The organism is Jeotgalicoccus sp. S0W5 (assembly GCF_011634875.1).
Lineage (GTDB): Bacteria > Bacillota > Bacilli > Staphylococcales > Salinicoccaceae > Jeotgalicoccus > Jeotgalicoccus marinus.
Map to the genome: position 1 here is coordinate 174,262 of NZ_SIRQ01000006.1, position 17,246 is coordinate 191,507.

Annotated in this window: 16 protein-coding genes; 8 read left to right on the plus strand and 8 right to left on the minus strand. The window is 35.5% G+C overall.

All coding sequences use genetic code 11. The features are described 5' to 3' along the window. Positions 1-23 precede the first annotated feature (23 nt). Both EYB29_RS09040 and EYB29_RS09045 read right to left on the minus strand, forming a co-directional pair. Positions 24-1,001, minus strand: a complete 978-nt coding sequence (locus EYB29_RS09040; RefSeq protein ID WP_166627088.1) for a sensor histidine kinase — start codon at positions 999-1,001, stop codon at positions 24-26. Further along, entirely contained in the window at positions 998-1,675 is a 678-nt protein-coding gene (locus tag EYB29_RS09045) for a response regulator transcription factor (RefSeq protein ID WP_166627089.1), read from the minus strand. The genes EYB29_RS09040 and EYB29_RS09045 overlap by 4 nt, the downstream gene beginning before the upstream one ends. Before the next feature lie 146 nt (positions 1,676-1,821). Here EYB29_RS09045 and EYB29_RS09050 point away from each other — a divergent pair, with 146 nt between their 5' ends. Genes EYB29_RS09050 through EYB29_RS09060 form a run of 3 tightly spaced genes read left to right on the plus strand, consistent with a single transcriptional unit; the run spans position 1,822 to position 4,161 of the window. Continuing rightward, entirely contained in the window at positions 1,822-2,742 is a 921-nt protein-coding gene (locus tag EYB29_RS09050; RefSeq protein WP_166627090.1) for an ABC transporter ATP-binding protein, read from the plus strand. After that, positions 2,732-3,436: an ABC transporter permease gene (locus tag EYB29_RS09055; RefSeq protein ID WP_166627091.1), complete on the plus strand. Its 705-nt coding sequence runs from the start codon at positions 2,732-2,734 to the stop codon at positions 3,434-3,436. The genes EYB29_RS09050 and EYB29_RS09055 overlap by 11 nt, the downstream gene beginning before the upstream one ends. 2 nt (positions 3,437-3,438) lie before the next feature. Next, positions 3,439-4,161 (plus strand): ABC transporter permease, encoded by a 723-nt coding sequence (locus tag EYB29_RS09060; protein WP_026866720.1) that lies wholly within the window; start codon positions 3,439-3,441, stop codon positions 4,159-4,161. A 236-nt stretch (positions 4,162-4,397) separates the two neighbouring features. On the opposite strand, the gene EYB29_RS09065 is transcribed toward EYB29_RS09060, so the two are convergent. The 6 genes from EYB29_RS09065 to EYB29_RS09095 all read right to left on the minus strand — a co-directional run bounded on the left by EYB29_RS09065 (position 4,398) and on the right by EYB29_RS09095 (position 12,064). After that, positions 4,398-5,453: a tartrate dehydrogenase gene (locus tag EYB29_RS09065; protein ID WP_026866719.1), complete on the minus strand. Its 1,056-nt coding sequence runs from the start codon at positions 5,451-5,453 to the stop codon at positions 4,398-4,400. An 86-nt stretch (positions 5,454-5,539) separates the two neighbouring features. Next, the gene (locus tag EYB29_RS09070; protein WP_051220496.1) at positions 5,540-6,508 is read right to left on the minus strand and encodes an asparaginase; all 969 of its coding nucleotides are present in this window, start codon (positions 6,506-6,508) and stop codon (positions 5,540-5,542) included. A gap of 45 nt (positions 6,509-6,553) precedes the next feature. Beyond that, a complete protein-coding gene (locus tag EYB29_RS09075) occupies positions 6,554-7,021 on the minus strand; it encodes a GNAT family N-acetyltransferase (protein WP_026866717.1) in 468 nt (155 codons plus the stop codon). A gap of 56 nt (positions 7,022-7,077) precedes the next feature. Next, complete coding sequence (gene nhaC, locus EYB29_RS09080) at positions 7,078-8,502, minus strand: Na+/H+ antiporter NhaC (RefSeq protein ID WP_026866716.1); 1,425 nt, start codon at positions 8,500-8,502, stop codon at positions 7,078-7,080. Positions 8,503-8,517: 15 nt separating this feature from the next. Further along, positions 8,518-9,666, minus strand: a complete 1,149-nt coding sequence (gene iadA / locus EYB29_RS09085) for a beta-aspartyl-peptidase (RefSeq protein ID WP_026866715.1) — start codon at positions 9,664-9,666, stop codon at positions 8,518-8,520. An 862-nt stretch (positions 9,667-10,528) separates the two neighbouring features. After that, positions 10,529-12,064, minus strand: coding sequence for an MFS transporter (locus tag EYB29_RS09095; protein WP_166627092.1), 1,536 nt, complete (start codon positions 12,062-12,064; stop codon positions 10,529-10,531). Positions 12,065-12,386: 322 nt separating this feature from the next. Here EYB29_RS09095 and EYB29_RS09100 point away from each other — a divergent pair, with 322 nt between their 5' ends. The 5 genes from EYB29_RS09100 to EYB29_RS09120 all read left to right on the plus strand — a co-directional run bounded on the left by EYB29_RS09100 (position 12,387) and on the right by EYB29_RS09120 (position 17,183). Continuing rightward, complete coding sequence (locus tag EYB29_RS09100; protein ID WP_166627093.1) at positions 12,387-13,064, plus strand: response regulator transcription factor; 678 nt, start codon at positions 12,387-12,389, stop codon at positions 13,062-13,064. Positions 13,065-13,308: 244 nt separating this feature from the next. Further along, entirely contained in the window at positions 13,309-14,352 is a 1,044-nt protein-coding gene (locus EYB29_RS09105) for a siderophore ABC transporter substrate-binding protein (RefSeq protein WP_026866710.1), read from the plus strand. A gap of 33 nt (positions 14,353-14,385) precedes the next feature. After that, positions 14,386-15,387: an ABC transporter permease gene (locus EYB29_RS09110; RefSeq protein WP_166627101.1), complete on the plus strand. Its 1,002-nt coding sequence runs from the start codon at positions 14,386-14,388 to the stop codon at positions 15,385-15,387. Next, positions 15,388-16,434: an iron chelate uptake ABC transporter family permease subunit gene (locus tag EYB29_RS09115; protein ID WP_166627094.1), complete on the plus strand. Its 1,047-nt coding sequence runs from the start codon at positions 15,388-15,390 to the stop codon at positions 16,432-16,434. Further along, positions 16,431-17,183, plus strand: coding sequence for an iron ABC transporter ATP-binding protein (locus tag EYB29_RS09120; RefSeq protein WP_166627095.1), 753 nt, complete (start codon positions 16,431-16,433; stop codon positions 17,181-17,183). Before EYB29_RS09115 ends, EYB29_RS09120 begins: the two co-directional genes overlap by 4 nt. The last annotated feature ends 63 nt before the right edge of the window (positions 17,184-17,246 follow it).

Sequence of the window (17,246 nt, forward strand, 5' to 3'; positions counted from 1 at the left end):
CTTGGATGGTCTTTTTGTATCAATTATTCGTCGAAGTTTATGGTTACAACTAAGCCACTGTCTTCCTTAAAATTCAGGTTGAAGCCTAGTTTTTCAGCAAGTAAGTCCATAATTTTTAAGCCAATACCTGCACCACTTCCTTTACTATCTTCACTCAATCCTCGGCCTTTATCGGAGATAATAATCGCCTGATTGTTCAGTTCAAATTTTATATATTTTCCGTCATGTGCATGCCTTAGAACATTTTGTACGATGTTATTTAAAAGACGGTTTATCATATTAATATCAGTAGATATTTTAATATTTTCATTTTGGATATCTACGTCTACCGTAAAACCTTCTTCTTCAAATACTAGATACCAGTTGGCGATATAGGACCTTAGATGTCTACTTAAGTTAATGTTTTCTTCTTCATAAGGGTGTTTGTTGGCACTGAGTAATGAAAAAGCTAATAGACTATCAATTAAATGACTTATATCATCTATATTATTGTTCATCGTCCTAACTTCTTTGGCATATTCATTTTGATCAAACGAAGACATCTGTGCTCTCATAGCCGTCAATGGTGTCTTTAAGTCATGTGACAGATTCGCTATTAATGTCCTTCTCAGTTTCTCTTCATCTAGCTCTTTTTGGTAACTCTCATTTAACTTCTGTACCATCTCATTGAAACTTTCTTCTAATTCACCAATTTCGTCATCTTGGCTAATTTCTATAGGTTCCAATTCTGTACGATCATTCTCTAACTGCATTGACTTTTGAAGGTGAACAATCCGTCGTCTTATTCTCATAAAGAAATAAAAAGATATGATTAAGTAGATTAAACAAATGCCAAAGAACAATAAAAATGTAATCACATAACGGCTCTTAAGTTCTGTGAAATTCGGAAATATTGTAGGTATAATCACAACTGATATATATAGTGAGAATGGTAAAATCACTATTCCAATTAAAGTTAGGACAATAAACTGATATAAGAGTCTTCTTTTAGTTTTTTTCATAATCTCACCCGATATCCAATTCCGCGTATCGTTTCGATAATTTTTGGCTGACTCGAATCATCTTCTATCTTTTCTCTTAGGTGCCTAATATGGACATTGATGGACTTATCTCCAGCTATATAGGATTCATTCCACACAGCCTCATAGATTTGTTCTTTGGTGAGGATTTGGTTTTTATTTTCTAATAGAAAGAAGAAGATTTTTAGTTCCTTAGCTGTCAGCCTAATTTCCTCGTCATTTCTATCATCAAAAACTTGATGTTCATTTAGATAAACTTTTAAATGCTCAATTTCAATCATTTCATTTTGCCTCTGACCCTGCCCCTGTCGTCTCATCAACATGTTGATTCTTGCAATCAATTCTTCCATGCTAAAAGGCTTTGTTAAATAATCATCAGCAAAACCGAGCCCTTGTACTTTATCTTCTACTGCACCTAGTGCTGTTAACATTATGAGTGGTTTATCGGCATATTTATTTTTTATACGTTGACCAACTGTGAAGCCATCAATACCCGGTAGCATGACATCTAATATCACTAACTCATGGTTTTCAGCAAGACTCACTGCCTCATCTCCTGACTTTAACCAAGTCACTGTCATGCCAGACTCTACTAACTCTCGTTCCACCCACTCACCAATTTCTACATTATCCTCAACATATAAAACTGAAATCATCGACTCACCTCTTTAGTTCATTATAAAGTGAATTCACTTTATATAGATAGCTCGAATCAATTCTTAAACTAAACTTAAACTTGAACAAAACTTCAATTAACCTCGGAATTTTAAGATGAATGTATCAAATAAATGAGGTGATTGAAATGGAAACAATCGTAAAGACAACTGACTTAAGTAAGTATTTTGGAAAACACCAGGTGATTAAAAGCGTTAATCTCAATGTGCCTAAAGGTCAAGTATATGGCTTTTTAGGTCCGAATGGCGCAGGTAAAACAACAGTCATTAAAATGTTACTGAGCTTAACTAAAGCAAGTTCTGGTCAAATTTCTATTTTCGATAAGAACCTAAAATCAAATAGAATAAATATTCTTAGAGAAGTTGGATCACTTGTTGAAAATCCATCTTATTATGGCCATTTGACAGCTTACGAAAATCTAGAAGTCTTTAGAAGGATTTTGGGAGTGAATAAAGCGAGAAGTACAGAAGTTTTAGAAACAGTAGGTCTAAGTCACACAAACAAGAAGCGAGTTAAAAATTTTTCACTAGGAATGAAACATCGTTTAGGAATTGGCATTGCCTTGTTAGGTGACCCTGAACTTTTAATACTGGATGAACCGACAAACGGCTTAGATCCTTCTGGTATTCAAGAAATTAGAAGCTTGATTCAAAATTTAGCTAAAAAAGAAAACAAGACGATAATAATTTCCAGTCACTTGCTCAGTGAAATTGACCAAGTTGCAGACTATGTTGGCATTATTTCTAAAGGAAGATTAATCTATCAAGATCGTATTCATGCCTTACGTACTTTAGCAGATTCCACAACGGAGTTTAAAGTTAGTAATAGAAAGACAGCCGAGACACTGATCAAAAATAATTATGAAATTGACTTAAATCAAGAACATTTACGTGTGAAAACGACGGATGAAGATGCAGTTAGTGACATCATCAGCACACTGGTCAAACATGATGTAAAAGTATATGGTGCAAAACCTGTTATCGCATCTTTAGAAGATATTTTCTTAAAAATTATTGAGGAGTCAGAAGGTGATCGCTATGTTAAGTAAGCTTGTCTTTCTAGAGTTCACAAAGTTGAAACGACAGTCTGTATGGATGCTTGTCTTGTTAGGGTCTTTAGGGATATTGGCAGTACCATTAGCAAATTTCCTAATTCGCTATGACTATATCTATGACAATTACGATGGCGATTTGTATGCAGCTATGTTCACCTACATCATGAGTCTAATGCCTGCAGTCTTGATGCTTGCCATATCGATAATTACTTCAGTAATAGCAAATACAGAACATGCTGAAAACACGTTAAAACAATTACTATCCCTACCCATTAGTAAATGGCGTTTATACCTTGCCAAATTAATGGTAACGATGACACTCTTGTTCACTTCATCCGTACTGGTTTTTGTGGGCATGTTTGTCATGAGTCAGCTTTTAAACTTTGAAGGTAACTTCCCTTTACTTTATGCTTTGACCTTAGCATTTGCACCACTTTTAGCTGCCTTACCAATCACTATTTTACAGTTGTGGTTGGCACTGAATTTTAAGAACCAAGGCATTGTGCTTTCCGTTGGTGTATTTTTCGCAGTACTGGTTATGTTTAGCGACCGACTACCCAACTGGTTACCACTGACTTGGCCAACTATGCAGGTTCCTAATCCACTAGTAAATATCAGTCTCGGATTAATTTTAGGTTTAATTTCTTACGTCATAACGAGTATCCACTTCAATAAGAAGGATGTGTAATCATGTTAATTAGAGTATTTAAAAGTGAAGCTTATAAATTATTGAAATCAAAAGTCTGGTATCTGATTTTTATCGGCCCATTATTTTGTTTCTTAATTGGAAATTACTATGCTAACTTAGGTGACTATAGTTGGATGGATATTTTTTCAAGAATGATTGGACTATATGGTATCTATCTTCTACCTTTACTCACGGGAATCATCACAGCTTTTACATGCCGTTATGAGCATGACCAGAAAAATTGGAAACTGTATTTAACTATGCCAATTAGAAAATCTGTTATTTATTTGGTGAAGTTTACTCTCTCATTTAGCTTAACCGCCGTCACTCAAGGATTCATTTTCTTTAGTCTATTCCTTATTAAAGTAATTCATGAAATCAGTGAACCACTACCCTATTCAGAAATACTGACCAGCCTTGGATACGGATGGCTTGCCAGTGCACCATTAATTGCATTGATGTTATTAATTTCAGCACATTGGAAAAACTACACAGCACCGATACTCATTAACGCAGTATTAACCATTCCTAATCTTTTAATCGCACCCATTCCATCAATTGCACCATTATACCCCTGGGCTTACCCATTACTAAGTATGACCATAAGCGATAAAAGCCTCATTGATACTGTGAATCCTCATATGTATTTAGTATTAGGGTTGATCATTGGAATGATACTGGTGATTATCGGTACGCTGACATTTTCACGTAAGCAAGTAAACTAGATTATCTATACGAGGTTGATGTTGTGGTGAATTGTTGTGTTGGGATTGTATAAGTGTTCTAAAAAGTTGGTGCTTATAGACAAAATGGCTTCAAAAGTCTATAAGTCCTCTAAATTGCAGCCACTTGTAGACAAAATGGCTTCAAAAATCTATAAGTCACTCAATTCACAACTACTTATAGACAAATCAAACAAAAAATCTGGTGTGGGAACTCAAATCCCACACCTGATTTCATTTTATTTACCTAATCTCTTAATAATCTCATCTGTCACTTCTGTCATCTTGTATTTTCCACCGAGGTCTCCTGTTTGATAACCATCAGCAGTGACATCTTCAATGACTTTCAATAAATGATCTGCAATTTCTTCTTCACCGTTAAATTCCAATAGCATTTTTGCAGTCCAAATTTGTCCAATTGGATTAGCTATACCTTTTCCAGCAATGTCTGGTGCAGATCCATGTACTGGTTCGAACATGGATGGGAATTTGGCGTTTAAATTTAGGTTAGCTGAAGGTGCGATTCCTATACTTCCCATAATTGCTGCGCCAACATCCGATAATATATCTCCAAATAAGTTACTTGCCACCACGACATCTAATTCATGGGGATGAGTAATGAAATATGCGGCTAAGGCATCAATATGTTTTGAGTCTGATTTTATAGTTGGATACTGACTGGAAACTTGGTCAAAAATCTCATCCCAAAATGGCATGGCATGAAAAATTCCATTGGACTTCGTTGCACTTGTGACTAAACCTTTTCTCTTACCTGCTAATTCATAAGCGACATTCATTGCTTGTTTAGTCGCACGTTTTGAGAACACATTGTTTTGTATGGCAATCTCATTATCATCGTGGAAAATACGTCCACCAATTGAACTGTATTCCCCTTCACTGTTTTCACGGACGACAACTATATCAAAAGGATTTGGATTCGCTAGTTTGGGTTCAATACCTTTCAACAACTTAGCCGGTCTGATATTTATCTCTTGCTGAAATTCTTTACGAATATTTAAAAGTAAACCCCACAATGAAATATGATCGGGTACTTTAGACACATCACCAACAGCGCCTAAAAATACACTGTCAAATTGACTGAGACGGTCCAAACCATCATCTGGCATCATCTTGCCGTGTTCTAAATAATAATCACAGCTATATGGAAACTCTGTAAAATCAAAATTCAAACCACCGTGTACATCTGCAATTTTTTCAAGAACACGAACCGCTTCCGGCATAATTTCCTTACCAACCCCATCACCTGGAATTGTTGCAATCTTTAATGACTTCATTCCTTCACCCCGATGTTTGTATTACAATTGAAAACTGAATATTCAGTTGTATTTAACTTATTATATCATTAAAGATATTAATTATTTTAATACCAAAAATCTTCCTTAGTAACTGTCTCTCCAGCACCCAACATAACTGCTAATTTAATTCTCGCTTTTTTACTATCGTAAGAGCCACCATTAATTGCACCGTCTTTTTTAAATTGTGATATGCCTCCAGAGAAATCATAGGCCACTTTCACATCGCCATCTTCTGAGGCTGTGGTAATAACAACAGTAATACCTTGTTCAATTGCTCGTCTAACGCCGGCAGCGACTCTATCGTTTGCATGACCGCGTCCCATGGTTTCTATCACTAGACCGTCTACCTTATGCTCAATTGCACAATCTATAAATTTCTCATCAGTATCTAGAGCACATTTAATTATATCCACATTCGCTAGTTTCTCTTTCACTTTATATGTATCGTGCTTTTTTGGATATTGATATATTTTTACATCATTACCGTCGACGGTCCCAAGGTATCCTGTACCGCCACCACCGAAGCCGTCAACATTCATTGAATTAATCTTCTTAACGAATCTCGGCATAAAAACTTTTTGATTAAAGAATACACTTACACCGATTTGTTTAGCATCTGGTGCAGCGGCCAAAGTAATAGCATCTTGTAGATTTGCATAGGCATCACTACCAATAAGTTCTGGTCCCCTTTGTGAGCCTGTAACAACGACTGCTTTTGTCGTATCAATCACCTGACTTAAAAAAAACGATGTTTCTTCCAAAGTATCTGTACCATGTGTCAAAACAATTCCATCAACTTCATTATCTAATATGTGTTCTGTCACTTTATCTTTTAAGTGGATTAAATCTTCAAATGTAAGGGCACCACTCGATTTACTAAAAATCTCTTCAACACTGATTTCAATATTGTCGTCAATCTCTAACTGCGACATCAATACTTTACCACTAATTACACCAGTTTTCTGTAAGCCTGTCTGTGGATCTCTTTTACTTGCGATTGTCCCACCTGTAGTGAGTAATTTAATATGTACCATTTGCATCCCCTTTACCCTGTATTTCTCCTACATTATAACAATAATCTACAGATAATATTTCATCACTTTCATCTCGCCTTTCGGTCCCATCACTCTATTCCCTTCATCGATAAATCCACATTTCTCATATAGTTTTTGGGCTGGGATATTCACCTTATTTACACCTAAGACAATACCATTTATATGAGGTAGATTCTCTCGTATATAATCCGGTGTTAATTCTAAAGCTTTTCTAGCATAACCTTTCCCTTGATCTTTGTAGTTAGTTGAAAACGACCGTAAGAGAATATCTCTGTCATTTTTAGAAAATGTTTTTACCGCTTCACCTTCTTCTAAAATAAAGAAAGTCACTAAACGATTTTCATCAATACCCATCATTGAATACCTTTTACTGTTGGTCTCTGAAATCTCTACAGCTATTCTTGGCATAGCTGAGTACTGTTTTTGTTCTTCTGGTAAATAATAGTCTTCCAATAAGTAATCAAGGTCTTTTTGATAGGTCTTAAGGTTCATAATTATTCACTCCTATGAATAAGACATCTTCAGTTTTGAAGATGTCTTAGAACATATTATTCTTTTATATTATTTTCTGCTTTTAAATCTTTAGCGATACCAATACCAGTATACCCTAAAATAATTGCGAATATAAAGCCTACATAACATACAACTGCCCATGGGGCATATGAAAGCGTCGGTACACCAAGTGTTCCAGCCATAAACACACCTGCAGATGACCAAGGAATCAATGGAACCACTACAGTACCTGAGTCTTCTAGAGTTCTTGATAAGTTTTTAGCTGCTAGATTTTTCATTTTATAAGTGTCTTTAAACATTTCACCAGGTACGATAATTGAAAGATAAGAGTTACCTGTAACAAGTGCCATGGTTAAACAAGATAGCACTGTAGACAAAACTAAATCACCTGTGCGTTTAACAAACTTAAGCAATTGTTCAATGATAACATCCAAGGCACCTGATTTCGTCATAATTCCTGCAAAGGCAAATGCAGAGAAAGCAATAAGGATGACACTTGTCATTGACTGCATACCACCTTGATGTATTAAATCTAGTACTTCCGGCATGACGGATGTGCTATCGAAACCATCTTTATTTACCATACTGACGTCGAAACCTGTAACTGTTGAAGCAAACACATCTTGTATGGTAAAACCTTGTATAAAGATTCCTAGTAAAGCGGCCACTATTGAAGAAAAGATAATCACTGGTAAGGTTGGATACTTTCTTAAAGCACCGTATAGAATGATAATAGGTGGAATTAATAAGAGTATATTCCAATTAAACATTTCATTAAGCGTTGTCAGCATACCTGTCATTGTTTCAGATTCAGCTCCACTAGCTGATGTATTGAAACCTGCAATTAAGTAAACAATCATTGCAACGATGGAGGCAGGTATGGTTGTCCATAACATGTGTTTAATATGTTCATATAGTTCACTACCTGCTGCAATGGGTGCAAGGTTTGTAGTATCTGAAAGTGGTGATAATTTATCTCCAAAGTAAGCCCCAGCGACAATGGCACCTGCTGTAGCAGGAAGATTAGCATCAAGACCCGTTGCAATGCCCATCAATGCAACACCAACTGTTCCTACAGATCCCCATGATGTCCCTGTCACAACTGAAATAATCGCGGATACTACGAAGGCGATGAGTACAATAAATGTGGGATTGATCAGTTCAAGCCCATAATAGATTAGCATTGGAATGGTACCTGAAATCATCCATGTACCAATTAAAATACCAATAGAAATTAATATTAAAATCGCAGGCATTGCTTGACTTACTTTTTCTTGAATGCCATCCATCATATCTGACCAAGATAAGCCAATTTTTAAAGCTATAAAGCCAGCATAGACAGAAGATAGTATTAATAGCGGTTCTGGATTTAAATCAAATACGCCAAAACCAATCGCTAACAGTAGTAACATGACTACAATAGGAGAAAATGCTTCAAATAAATTTGGTTTTCTCTTCATATCTTGTCCCCCCTTTTATTCAAACGTTCCTTTAACTAAAACTTCTCCATTCAGAAACATATGTTGTCCCTTGGCGAATACGTGTTGAAGTTGATAGGATTCCCCATCTAATACGAGTAAATCTGCATCTTTTCCTTCTACAATTTTCCCTTTCTTGTCTAATTTCAATGCTTCAGCAGTGTTTGTCGTAACTAATCTCAATGTTTCCTCAAGGCTAAGTTTTCCATCTTTTAAAGTAGCAACAACTTGATCAAATAAAGTTCTAGTACTTGCAACACCTAAGCCGAGTAAGTTCCCTTCCTCATCGAACTTAGGTAAACTGCCATTTCCATCAGAAGAAATAGTCAGTTTCGATAAATCCCCACCATGATCTTTGTAGTAAGAGACCCATTGATATGTCTCATCATCAGCTGTAATATCGACATAAGATCCTCGATTAGCTAGTCGAATTGCATCATCAAATAATCCCTTACTTCTTGTAATATGTGTCACATGTAGATTTCCTGCCGGTAATTCATACTCATCTAACAACTGGTGTAAAATCGAAAGATAAGCTTTCCCCGGACCGGTATGGAAGTGCGTGATACCTGCCTTACCACTCAACATGCCACCCACACGTGTTTGTCCGACGATTTTTGCGAGTTCATGAACATTAGGTTGACCTGATCTAGAATCAGCAATGGCAATTTCAGCTGTACCGATGACTTTATCGATTAAAATTGCGTCATCTTTAACATTTGATGTAATGGTTGGTGTTGGCACATCGTAATTTCCTGTGTAGATATAAGTCGATACCCCTTCAATTTCAAGTCCACGTGCCTTAGCAAGTAAGGAAGTTAGGTGACGTGTTGTTCCGTCCGTTCCAATTAAACCTGCAACAGATGTTATACCAGATTGAATCAAATCACTGAGCTGTAGTTCAGGCGTACGCGTAGCAAATCCACCTTCCCCACCACCACCAAGTAAATGGACATGAGGATCAATGAACCCTGGTGTGACAATATTGCCTTTCACATCGATAATTTTGTATTCTACCCCTAGTGATTTCACAGCCGCTTCATCCACATCACCGATTTTCCCTATCCTGTTGTTAATGAGTAGAATTGATTGTTGCCCCAAATATTCCGGTGCATAGACCTCAGCATTTTTCAAAAGTGTTAGCATAATATCCCCCTTTAAATTTTCGAAAATTAAGAATATGTTTTTATACTATATATCTTAGTCTGGTAAATCAACTTTAAATAGTATATTTCTTGTGCTAATAAAAAATAAAAGGCATTCCCTATCAAAATAGGAAATACCTCAAACAGTTATAGTAAAATCAAGCAAATTGATAAAAAAGTTTATTTCTCATTCTCTATAATAAACTTATAATTTTGGAAGAAAAGTGATATTACAAAAATAACAGTTAGTGAAATACTTAGCGTAATCAGAGTATATCTTATAAATGGATGATCTAGATAAACGCCTGTTGCGAAGCTATAAAAGTTAAACACTAAAAATCCTAATATAGTAGTCAAAAAAAGGATATTAATCATTTTACTCAGAATTGTTTCTTTAATCACTATAGTATCTCCGTCTTTTATATTTATTTTACGAGATCGATCAAATAGTGAAAGATATGATAAGATGTCGTTACTCTCAGGAATAGAATAATTATGTGTGGTTTTCCCCTGTATTGACCTTATTCTTTCGCCATTAAACTTAAGTTCTAATGAGCCTAGCCATCCTAAATACAAAGTTCTACGTTTAACATAAATCTCCATTGAAGACCAACCCCTTAACTGTTGTTCTCAACTTGCTTTTTTGAATTAATAGACTGTAAAAAATACATTACAGACAAAGAAAATACAGGAGCTAATGGTAACAAATTAAAATCAAATGTAAGCCAGAAAATTGGCGTAAATACAATCAGTTCTCCAAAGAATACTTGAACATCACTCGCCTTGAAAATTCCATATGCAAATATAAGTAGACCGACTATTACAAGGACAATCATTAATAAATTAAGCCATAACATTTAAAACTAGTCCTTTCTCATATCTTTTTCTTTAATTAAACGTTGAACATACAATAGATCCTTATCTTCCTTTAAATGCTCAGGTGACCAAGGTATATAATAATCTGGCTGTATTCCCATCCCGTAAGTAAAGCTATTTTCATGCATTTTTGAAATGCTATAGTCAAATTCAAAATCACCATAATCTACTGTAACTAGATTAAAGTAATACATAATTCCCATTGTAGGACGTCCAACTGTAATGACTTTCATGGACTTTTTAGCATTAGATACGAAAGTCTCACCGGAACTACCACAATAGTAATCTGTCAAAATATATATGTTATTAGGTTTAGCTTGACCACAAATTAAATACTCTGTTTCTTCAGGTACTTCTACAAAACCTTTACCATAATGTTCTTTAATGTCCTCAATATCACTTTGTAGTGACTTTATAGTATCCTCTTCAAGCTCTTGCTCCAAGTACTCTTCTAATACACTCAACCACAAATCACAATTTCTCTTTGTATAATTTGTATACATAGCTTCATCTTCTGTAAATAAATCTTTAAAAGCTATATTCTCTTCAAATATATAGTCTAATAACGGAAAGTAAAACTCATCATTTCCTCCATTGTTTATACGCACATCTATAATTAGATTTTCACTCTTTTCAATTAAGTCTTTATTGTTTCTCACCAAATCAACAATGGGTTTTTCTTCAGCAAAATCTGTTACTTTCAATAACATTGTTTTGTCATCCAATTGCTTAGCTGAATGAGTACTTACGAAATCTTCATTTTCATAGCTTGACAACAGCAACTTAAAAGTTTTATTATCTCTAACTACTTCCACTTCTGAAAACTTACGAAGAAGTAAATTCCATTGTTGTCTTTCAAAGATACTTTCTTCTAATTGTTTGGAGTGTATCTCTCCTACTTTTGATATTTCAACATTATCTATTTTTGTTATTTCGTCCCCAATTTGCAATCTATTTTCTTGTTTAGCTTCAATCACATACAAACTATTTTCAAATCGTCGTACTTTGAAGCCTATATTAGGTAATGAATAATTTTTTCCAATAAACCACATATGTCCATCATTAAAGTCTAAAATATAATCCTGAATTGTCTCAATGAACTCTCGATCAGACATACTATTATATATATGGTATTTTTCAGGATGATTAATATTTCTCTTATCCACATATCTAGCATAATCTGTTTTTATTACACTTTGTATATCTTCAAAAATATTATTAAATATAGAAATCGTTGCTGGCATAATCATTGCCGCTGAGAATCCTTGTACGATACGCCCTACTATTAAAAATGAACTATGGAATGGTAGGAGAATAATCACAGATCCAATGATGCTTAAAATAACACCGATATAGGTAATTTTAGTATAACCAATCTTATAGGCAATATTCCCTGCAGCAACCATAAAAACCCCAGTAATGAATGATGTTAAACTTACCGAAAGATTAATAATTGTACTACTAGTATCTGAATATGTTGCTTGTACAGATGGCCCAATATTAAGGAATGCTTGTGCAAACAATCAGTAAGTTAATATATAAAGGATAATCCCCACTATAATATTGTTAGGTGCTTCTTTCTTCATAATTGTCTGTGACAATTTTCTCATCTCTATTTTTTTGTAATTACATTCCCCATTATAAAGTAATTTACTTAAAAATATGTATCAGAACATTGAGTTTAATCACTTAAAAATAATTCCTGCAAAAATTTATCTTTCTTCCTTGCACTATATTTTTCCAATCGTTAATATATATATTAAGTAGATAAATGAGAATGATTATCACAATATATTTCAATACATCTCATTATTACAAGTAATTTTAATAGAAGGTGGTGGACGCATGAAAAAATTACTCGTAATTAAAAATAAACGTTCAAAGTCTAAGAAAATTAAGGCTGGTTTTAGTAAAGAAAATCATTTCGATGTCACTTTACATAATGAGGATGACGGTTTAGATATCGTTTTTACAAAAAAATGGGATATTATCATACTGGACTGGGATGATCTCAATCTTCCTGGACCTGATATTTGTAAAAAAATTCGTGAACGTCAGTCCACACCTATCATAATTATCACAGATAACATCTCTACAGAAAGTTGTATAGCAGGCCTACATGCTGGGGCTGATGATTATATCAGAAAACCTTTTGACATCGAAGAACTGATTGCAAGAATTAATGTTATTTTTCGCATTCGAGAAACTGCAAACTCATATTCAAAATCCCAGTATACTTTTAAAAATTTATCTATAGATGATGACAAAAAGACAGTCACGAAAGATGGTCACACTATCAAACTCACCAAAAGAGAATATGATTTACTCATTTTCTTAGTGAATAATAAAAACAAAGTATTGAGTCGTGAACTGCTGTTGAACGAGCTATGGGGCTATAACAATGAAGTGCATACTAATGTCGTGGACTTATATATTGGTTATTTACGTAAAAAGATCAATGATGAAGAAAATGGTAATTACATAAGTACTATATATGGTAGAGGTTACTCTATGATGGAATAAAATATTGTCTAAAATTTGACAGACGACAAATTTAATTAAAAAGTTTTAAATATATGCTTTATTCACAAGATTTTCACAGAAGTCTACTCTATAATGACTTATATAAGTCTAATTGAAATTGATTCTCAATACCATTTGTAATATTTATAATCCACTGTTATACTACACAGTGAATATTAAAGAAGCATACATAGTGTATTGGTTAATTTCATTGGACAAAATATATCATAAGGAGAGTTTTCCAATGAATAAATTTAAGTTCATCTTATTTATGGCTGTGTTTGTTCTAGTACTAGCTGCTTGTTCGAACACTGATTCAGAGGAAAGTGCGACTGAAGAAGACGCGGCTACCGATGAAAATACAACTGAAGAGGAAGCTTCTGAAGACGCATCTTCTTCTACTGTAGAAATTGAAGATGCCCACGGTACTGTTGAAGTACCTGTTAACCCAGAAACTGTTGTTGCACTGGACAACAGAACTTTCGAAACACTTGAAGACTGGGGCGTTGAACTTGCCGCTGCACCTCAAGACTTAATTCCAGCTGATATCTCTTACTCCTCTGATGAGTCTATCGAGAACATTGGTAACCATCGTGAACCAAATCTTGAAGCAATCGCAGCTGTTAACCCTGATCTTGTTATCGTTGGTCAAAGATTCGCAGGCTACTACGAAGATATTAAAGAAATCGTTCCTGAAGCTGCTGTAATTGACCTTAACATAGACGTTTCTGAAGAAGCAGAAACACCAGGTGAAAATTTCGAAAATGGTTTCAAAAATATCACAACTCAACTTGGGCAAATCTTTGATAAGAGCGACGAAGCTGAAGCACTAATCACTGAATTTGAAGATTCAATCACTGCTGCACAAGAAGCATACGACGGTGAAAGCACTGTAATGTCAGTCATCGTTTCTGGTGGTAGCATCAACTTCTCTGCACCAGGTAACGGACGTGTTTGGGGTCCAATGTATGAAATCTTTGATTGGCAACCAGCATTAGAAGTTGAGGAGTCATCGACTGACCACCAAGGTGACGAAGTGTCTGTTGAAGCAATCGCTGAGACGAATCCTGATTGGCTATTTGTTCTAGACCGTGATGCTGCTGTATCTAGTAGTGGTGAAGAATCAATTCCAGCACAGGATGTAATCGCAGATTCTCCTGCACTACAAAACACGACTGCTGTTTCAGAAGATAACATCGTCTATGCACCTGAGGATACTTACACAAACGAATCAATCCAAACTTATATAGAATTGTTTAACAACCTTGCTGAAGCACTAGCTGAGTAATCAAAGGAGCAATTTATAGTGTCACATAAAGACATGGGTGGGATTGGGAGAGACTCCCAATCCCTTCTTTATAATCATAATAAAATATGGACTAAGCCTTTCATCTTGGCAGTTATAGCTGTATTCATTCTCGGTACTATTTCCTTATTTACTGGTGTATACGACATCCGTGGACAAGAAGATGGAATGGAGATGTTTTTCACTACACGTATACCAAGAACAGTTGCCTTGATATTAACTGGTGCTGCTATGGCAATGTCAGGACTGGTGATGCAATTAATTACTCAGAACCGATTCGTTGAACCTACGACAACAGGAACAATGGAATGGGCAGGTCTGGGTTTACTTTGTGTTTACCTGCTTGTACCATCGCCTTCTCTAATGTTAAGAATGGCTGGAGCAATCGTATTCTCATTTATTGGGACTATGATTTTCTTTATGTTTTTACGTCGTGTTGAGTTAAAATCTTCACTTATCGTTCCAATCATTGGATTGATGCTTGGAGCTGTCATTTCTGCTGTTGCTACGTTCGTAGGTTTACTTTTCCAAATGACTCAAAATATTGAGTCTTGGTTTATTGGCTCATTTGCTTCCGTTCAAGCAGGCAGATATGAATACTTATGGATCATTGTCATTATTTGTATACTTATATTCTTACTAGCTAATCGACTTACCTTAGCTGGTCTTGGTGAAGATATAGCAACGAGCTTAGGTGTGAATTACAACCTACTCGTCTTAATTGCAACTGGTTTAATCTCACTCGCAGTCGGGATTGTTGCTGCTGTAATTGGTTACTTACCGTTTCTAGGTCTCATTGTGCCTAATATTGTCTCCTTATTTAGAGGTGATGATCTACGGAGTAACTTACCTTGGGTATGTGTAATCGGTATGTGTACCATTACCATTTGTGACATTATCTCACGTACAATCATCATGCCATTTGAAATTTCTGTTTCAGTTATTCTAGGTACTGTGGGTGCAATTGTGTTTATTTCCCTACTACTTAGACAAAGAAGACCAAGGAGGATTCGATAAATGGAAACAACGAACAATCAATTCTCCACAGCGCTTCACAATAAAAGAAGATCAGCAAAAGCATTTCGTAACAAAAAAGAAAGAACACGTTATTGGGTATTGCTCATTGTATTATTATCCGTTGGTCTACTGTCTTCATTAGGTTTACTACTTTACAATAACCCAGTTCCTGTCGATTCTCCTTCTTTTATTCCTGTTACAAAGAGAAGAATTGCTGCAGTCATTGCGATGGCAATTGCTGTGATATGTCATAGCTTGTCTACAGTCGCTTTTCAGTCTGTGACGAATAACAAGATTATCACGCCGTCCCTACTCGGTTTTGAATCATTATATGGTGCCATTCAAACGAGTACAATTTACTTCTTTGGTGCGACAGCCTTAGTTAACTTCAGTGGCCCTGAAGCATTTGGTATACAAGTTACCTTAATGGTCATAATGAGTTTAATATTATATGGCTGGTTACTATCTGGAAAATACGGCAATCTACAGCTAATGCTTTTAGTGGGAATTATTATTGGAAGTGGTTTAGGCTCTGTCTCAACATTCATGAGAAGAGTGCTTGCACCTTCTGAGTTTGATATCTTACAAGCTAGATTATTTGGTTCTGTTAACAATGCAGATCCAGAATACTTCCCGATTGTTATTCCCCTAGTGATTATCGTTGCAGTTCTACTTTTCTTGTTCTCAAGAAAACTTAACGTACTTAGCCTAGGAAGAGATGTTGCCTCGACATTAGGCACAAGTCATAGAGCGAGCATTATCTATACTTTAATTTTAGTCGCAATTCTAATGTCTATTTCAACGGCTTTAATTGGACCATTGACGTTTTTCGGATTCTTAGTTGCAACTCTAACTTACCAAGCTGCACCAACATATGATCACAGATTTTTATTCCCAATGTCTTTAGCCATTGGTTTTGCAGTGTTAACAACTGCCTACTTTGTAATGACGCATGTTGTTAGTGCCCAAGGCGTTGTATCTGTTATCATTGAACTTGTTGGTGGAATAATATTCTTGATAGTGATATTAAGGAAGAGGAAATTATGATAAAAATTAATGATATTAAAAAACGATATACTGATTCAGTAGAAATTGGTCCTTTAAATATAGAAATTCCTAGAGCTGGTCTAACATCTTTGATTGGCCCTAACGGTGCAGGAAAATCTACGACCTTGTTGATGATCGGCCGGCTTCTAGATATCGATGAAGGTAACATTACAGTCGCTGATTTAGATGTCTCAAGCACAAAATCTAAGGATCTTGCTAAGATTATTACGATTCTAAGGCAGGAGAACCACTTCGTTACACGCCTGACAGTTAGACAACTCGTTGGGTTTGGTCGATTCCCTTACTCAAAAGGTAATCTCAACAAAAAGGACGAAGAAATTATATCTAAATACATCGACTTTCTAAAATTAACAGAGCTCGAGAACAGATATTTAGACGAACTGTCAGGGGGACAAAGACAACGCGCCTATGTTGCTATGGTCCTCTGCCAAGAAACTGAATACGTTCTTTTAGATGAGCCATTAAATAACCTAGATGTTGCACGCTCAGTCCAGATGATGGATCATTTAAGACTAGCAGCAAATGAATTCGGTAGAACAATCGTTACCGTAATGCATGACATTAACTTTGCCGCGAAGTATTCAGATAGAATCTGTGCAATGAAAGATGGCAAAATTGCCGCTTACGGTACAGTAGATGAAATCATGGATCCCGAGATCTTAACAGATATCTTCGAAACAGAAATCCAAACAATCGACGGACCTTATGGTAAAGTCGCAATATATTGATTAGTTATGATTAATTGCTTCTCCCCATTACTGAGCATTTCGCTCTGTAATGGGGGTTTTTGT

Coding starts and splice junctions, on each gene's coding strand:
- EYB29_RS09040 (WP_166627088.1), bottom strand. CDS start 1,001: ATGAAAAAAACTAAAAGAAGACTCTTATATCAGTTTATTGTCCTAACT.
- EYB29_RS09045 (WP_166627089.1), bottom strand. CDS start 1,675: ATGATTTCAGTTTTATATGTTGAGGATAATGTAGAAATTGGTGAGTGG.
- EYB29_RS09050 (WP_166627090.1), top strand. CDS start 1,822: ATGGAAACAATCGTAAAGACAACTGACTTAAGTAAGTATTTTGGAAAA.
- EYB29_RS09055 (WP_166627091.1), top strand. CDS start 2,732: ATGTTAAGTAAGCTTGTCTTTCTAGAGTTCACAAAGTTGAAACGACAG.
- EYB29_RS09060 (WP_026866720.1), top strand. CDS start 3,439: ATGTTAATTAGAGTATTTAAAAGTGAAGCTTATAAATTATTGAAATCA.
- EYB29_RS09065 (WP_026866719.1), bottom strand. CDS start 5,453: ATGAAGTCATTAAAGATTGCAACAATTCCAGGTGATGGGGTTGGTAAG.
- EYB29_RS09070 (WP_051220496.1), bottom strand. CDS start 6,508: ATGGTACATATTAAATTACTCACTACAGGTGGGACAATCGCAAGTAAA.
- EYB29_RS09075 (WP_026866717.1), bottom strand. CDS start 7,021: ATGAACCTTAAGACCTATCAAAAAGACCTTGATTACTTATTGGAAGAC.
- nhaC (WP_026866716.1), bottom strand. CDS start 8,502: ATGAAGAGAAAACCAAATTTATTTGAAGCATTTTCTCCTATTGTAGTC.
- iadA (WP_026866715.1), bottom strand. CDS start 9,666: ATGCTAACACTTTTGAAAAATGCTGAGGTCTATGCACCGGAATATTTG.
- EYB29_RS09100 (WP_166627093.1), top strand. CDS start 12,387: ATGAAAAAATTACTCGTAATTAAAAATAAACGTTCAAAGTCTAAGAAA.
- EYB29_RS09105 (WP_026866710.1), top strand. CDS start 13,309: ATGAATAAATTTAAGTTCATCTTATTTATGGCTGTGTTTGTTCTAGTA.
- EYB29_RS09110 (WP_166627101.1), top strand. CDS start 14,386: ATGGGTGGGATTGGGAGAGACTCCCAATCCCTTCTTTATAATCATAAT.
- EYB29_RS09115 (WP_166627094.1), top strand. CDS start 15,388: ATGGAAACAACGAACAATCAATTCTCCACAGCGCTTCACAATAAAAGA.
- EYB29_RS09120 (WP_166627095.1), top strand. CDS start 16,431: ATGATAAAAATTAATGATATTAAAAAACGATATACTGATTCAGTAGAA.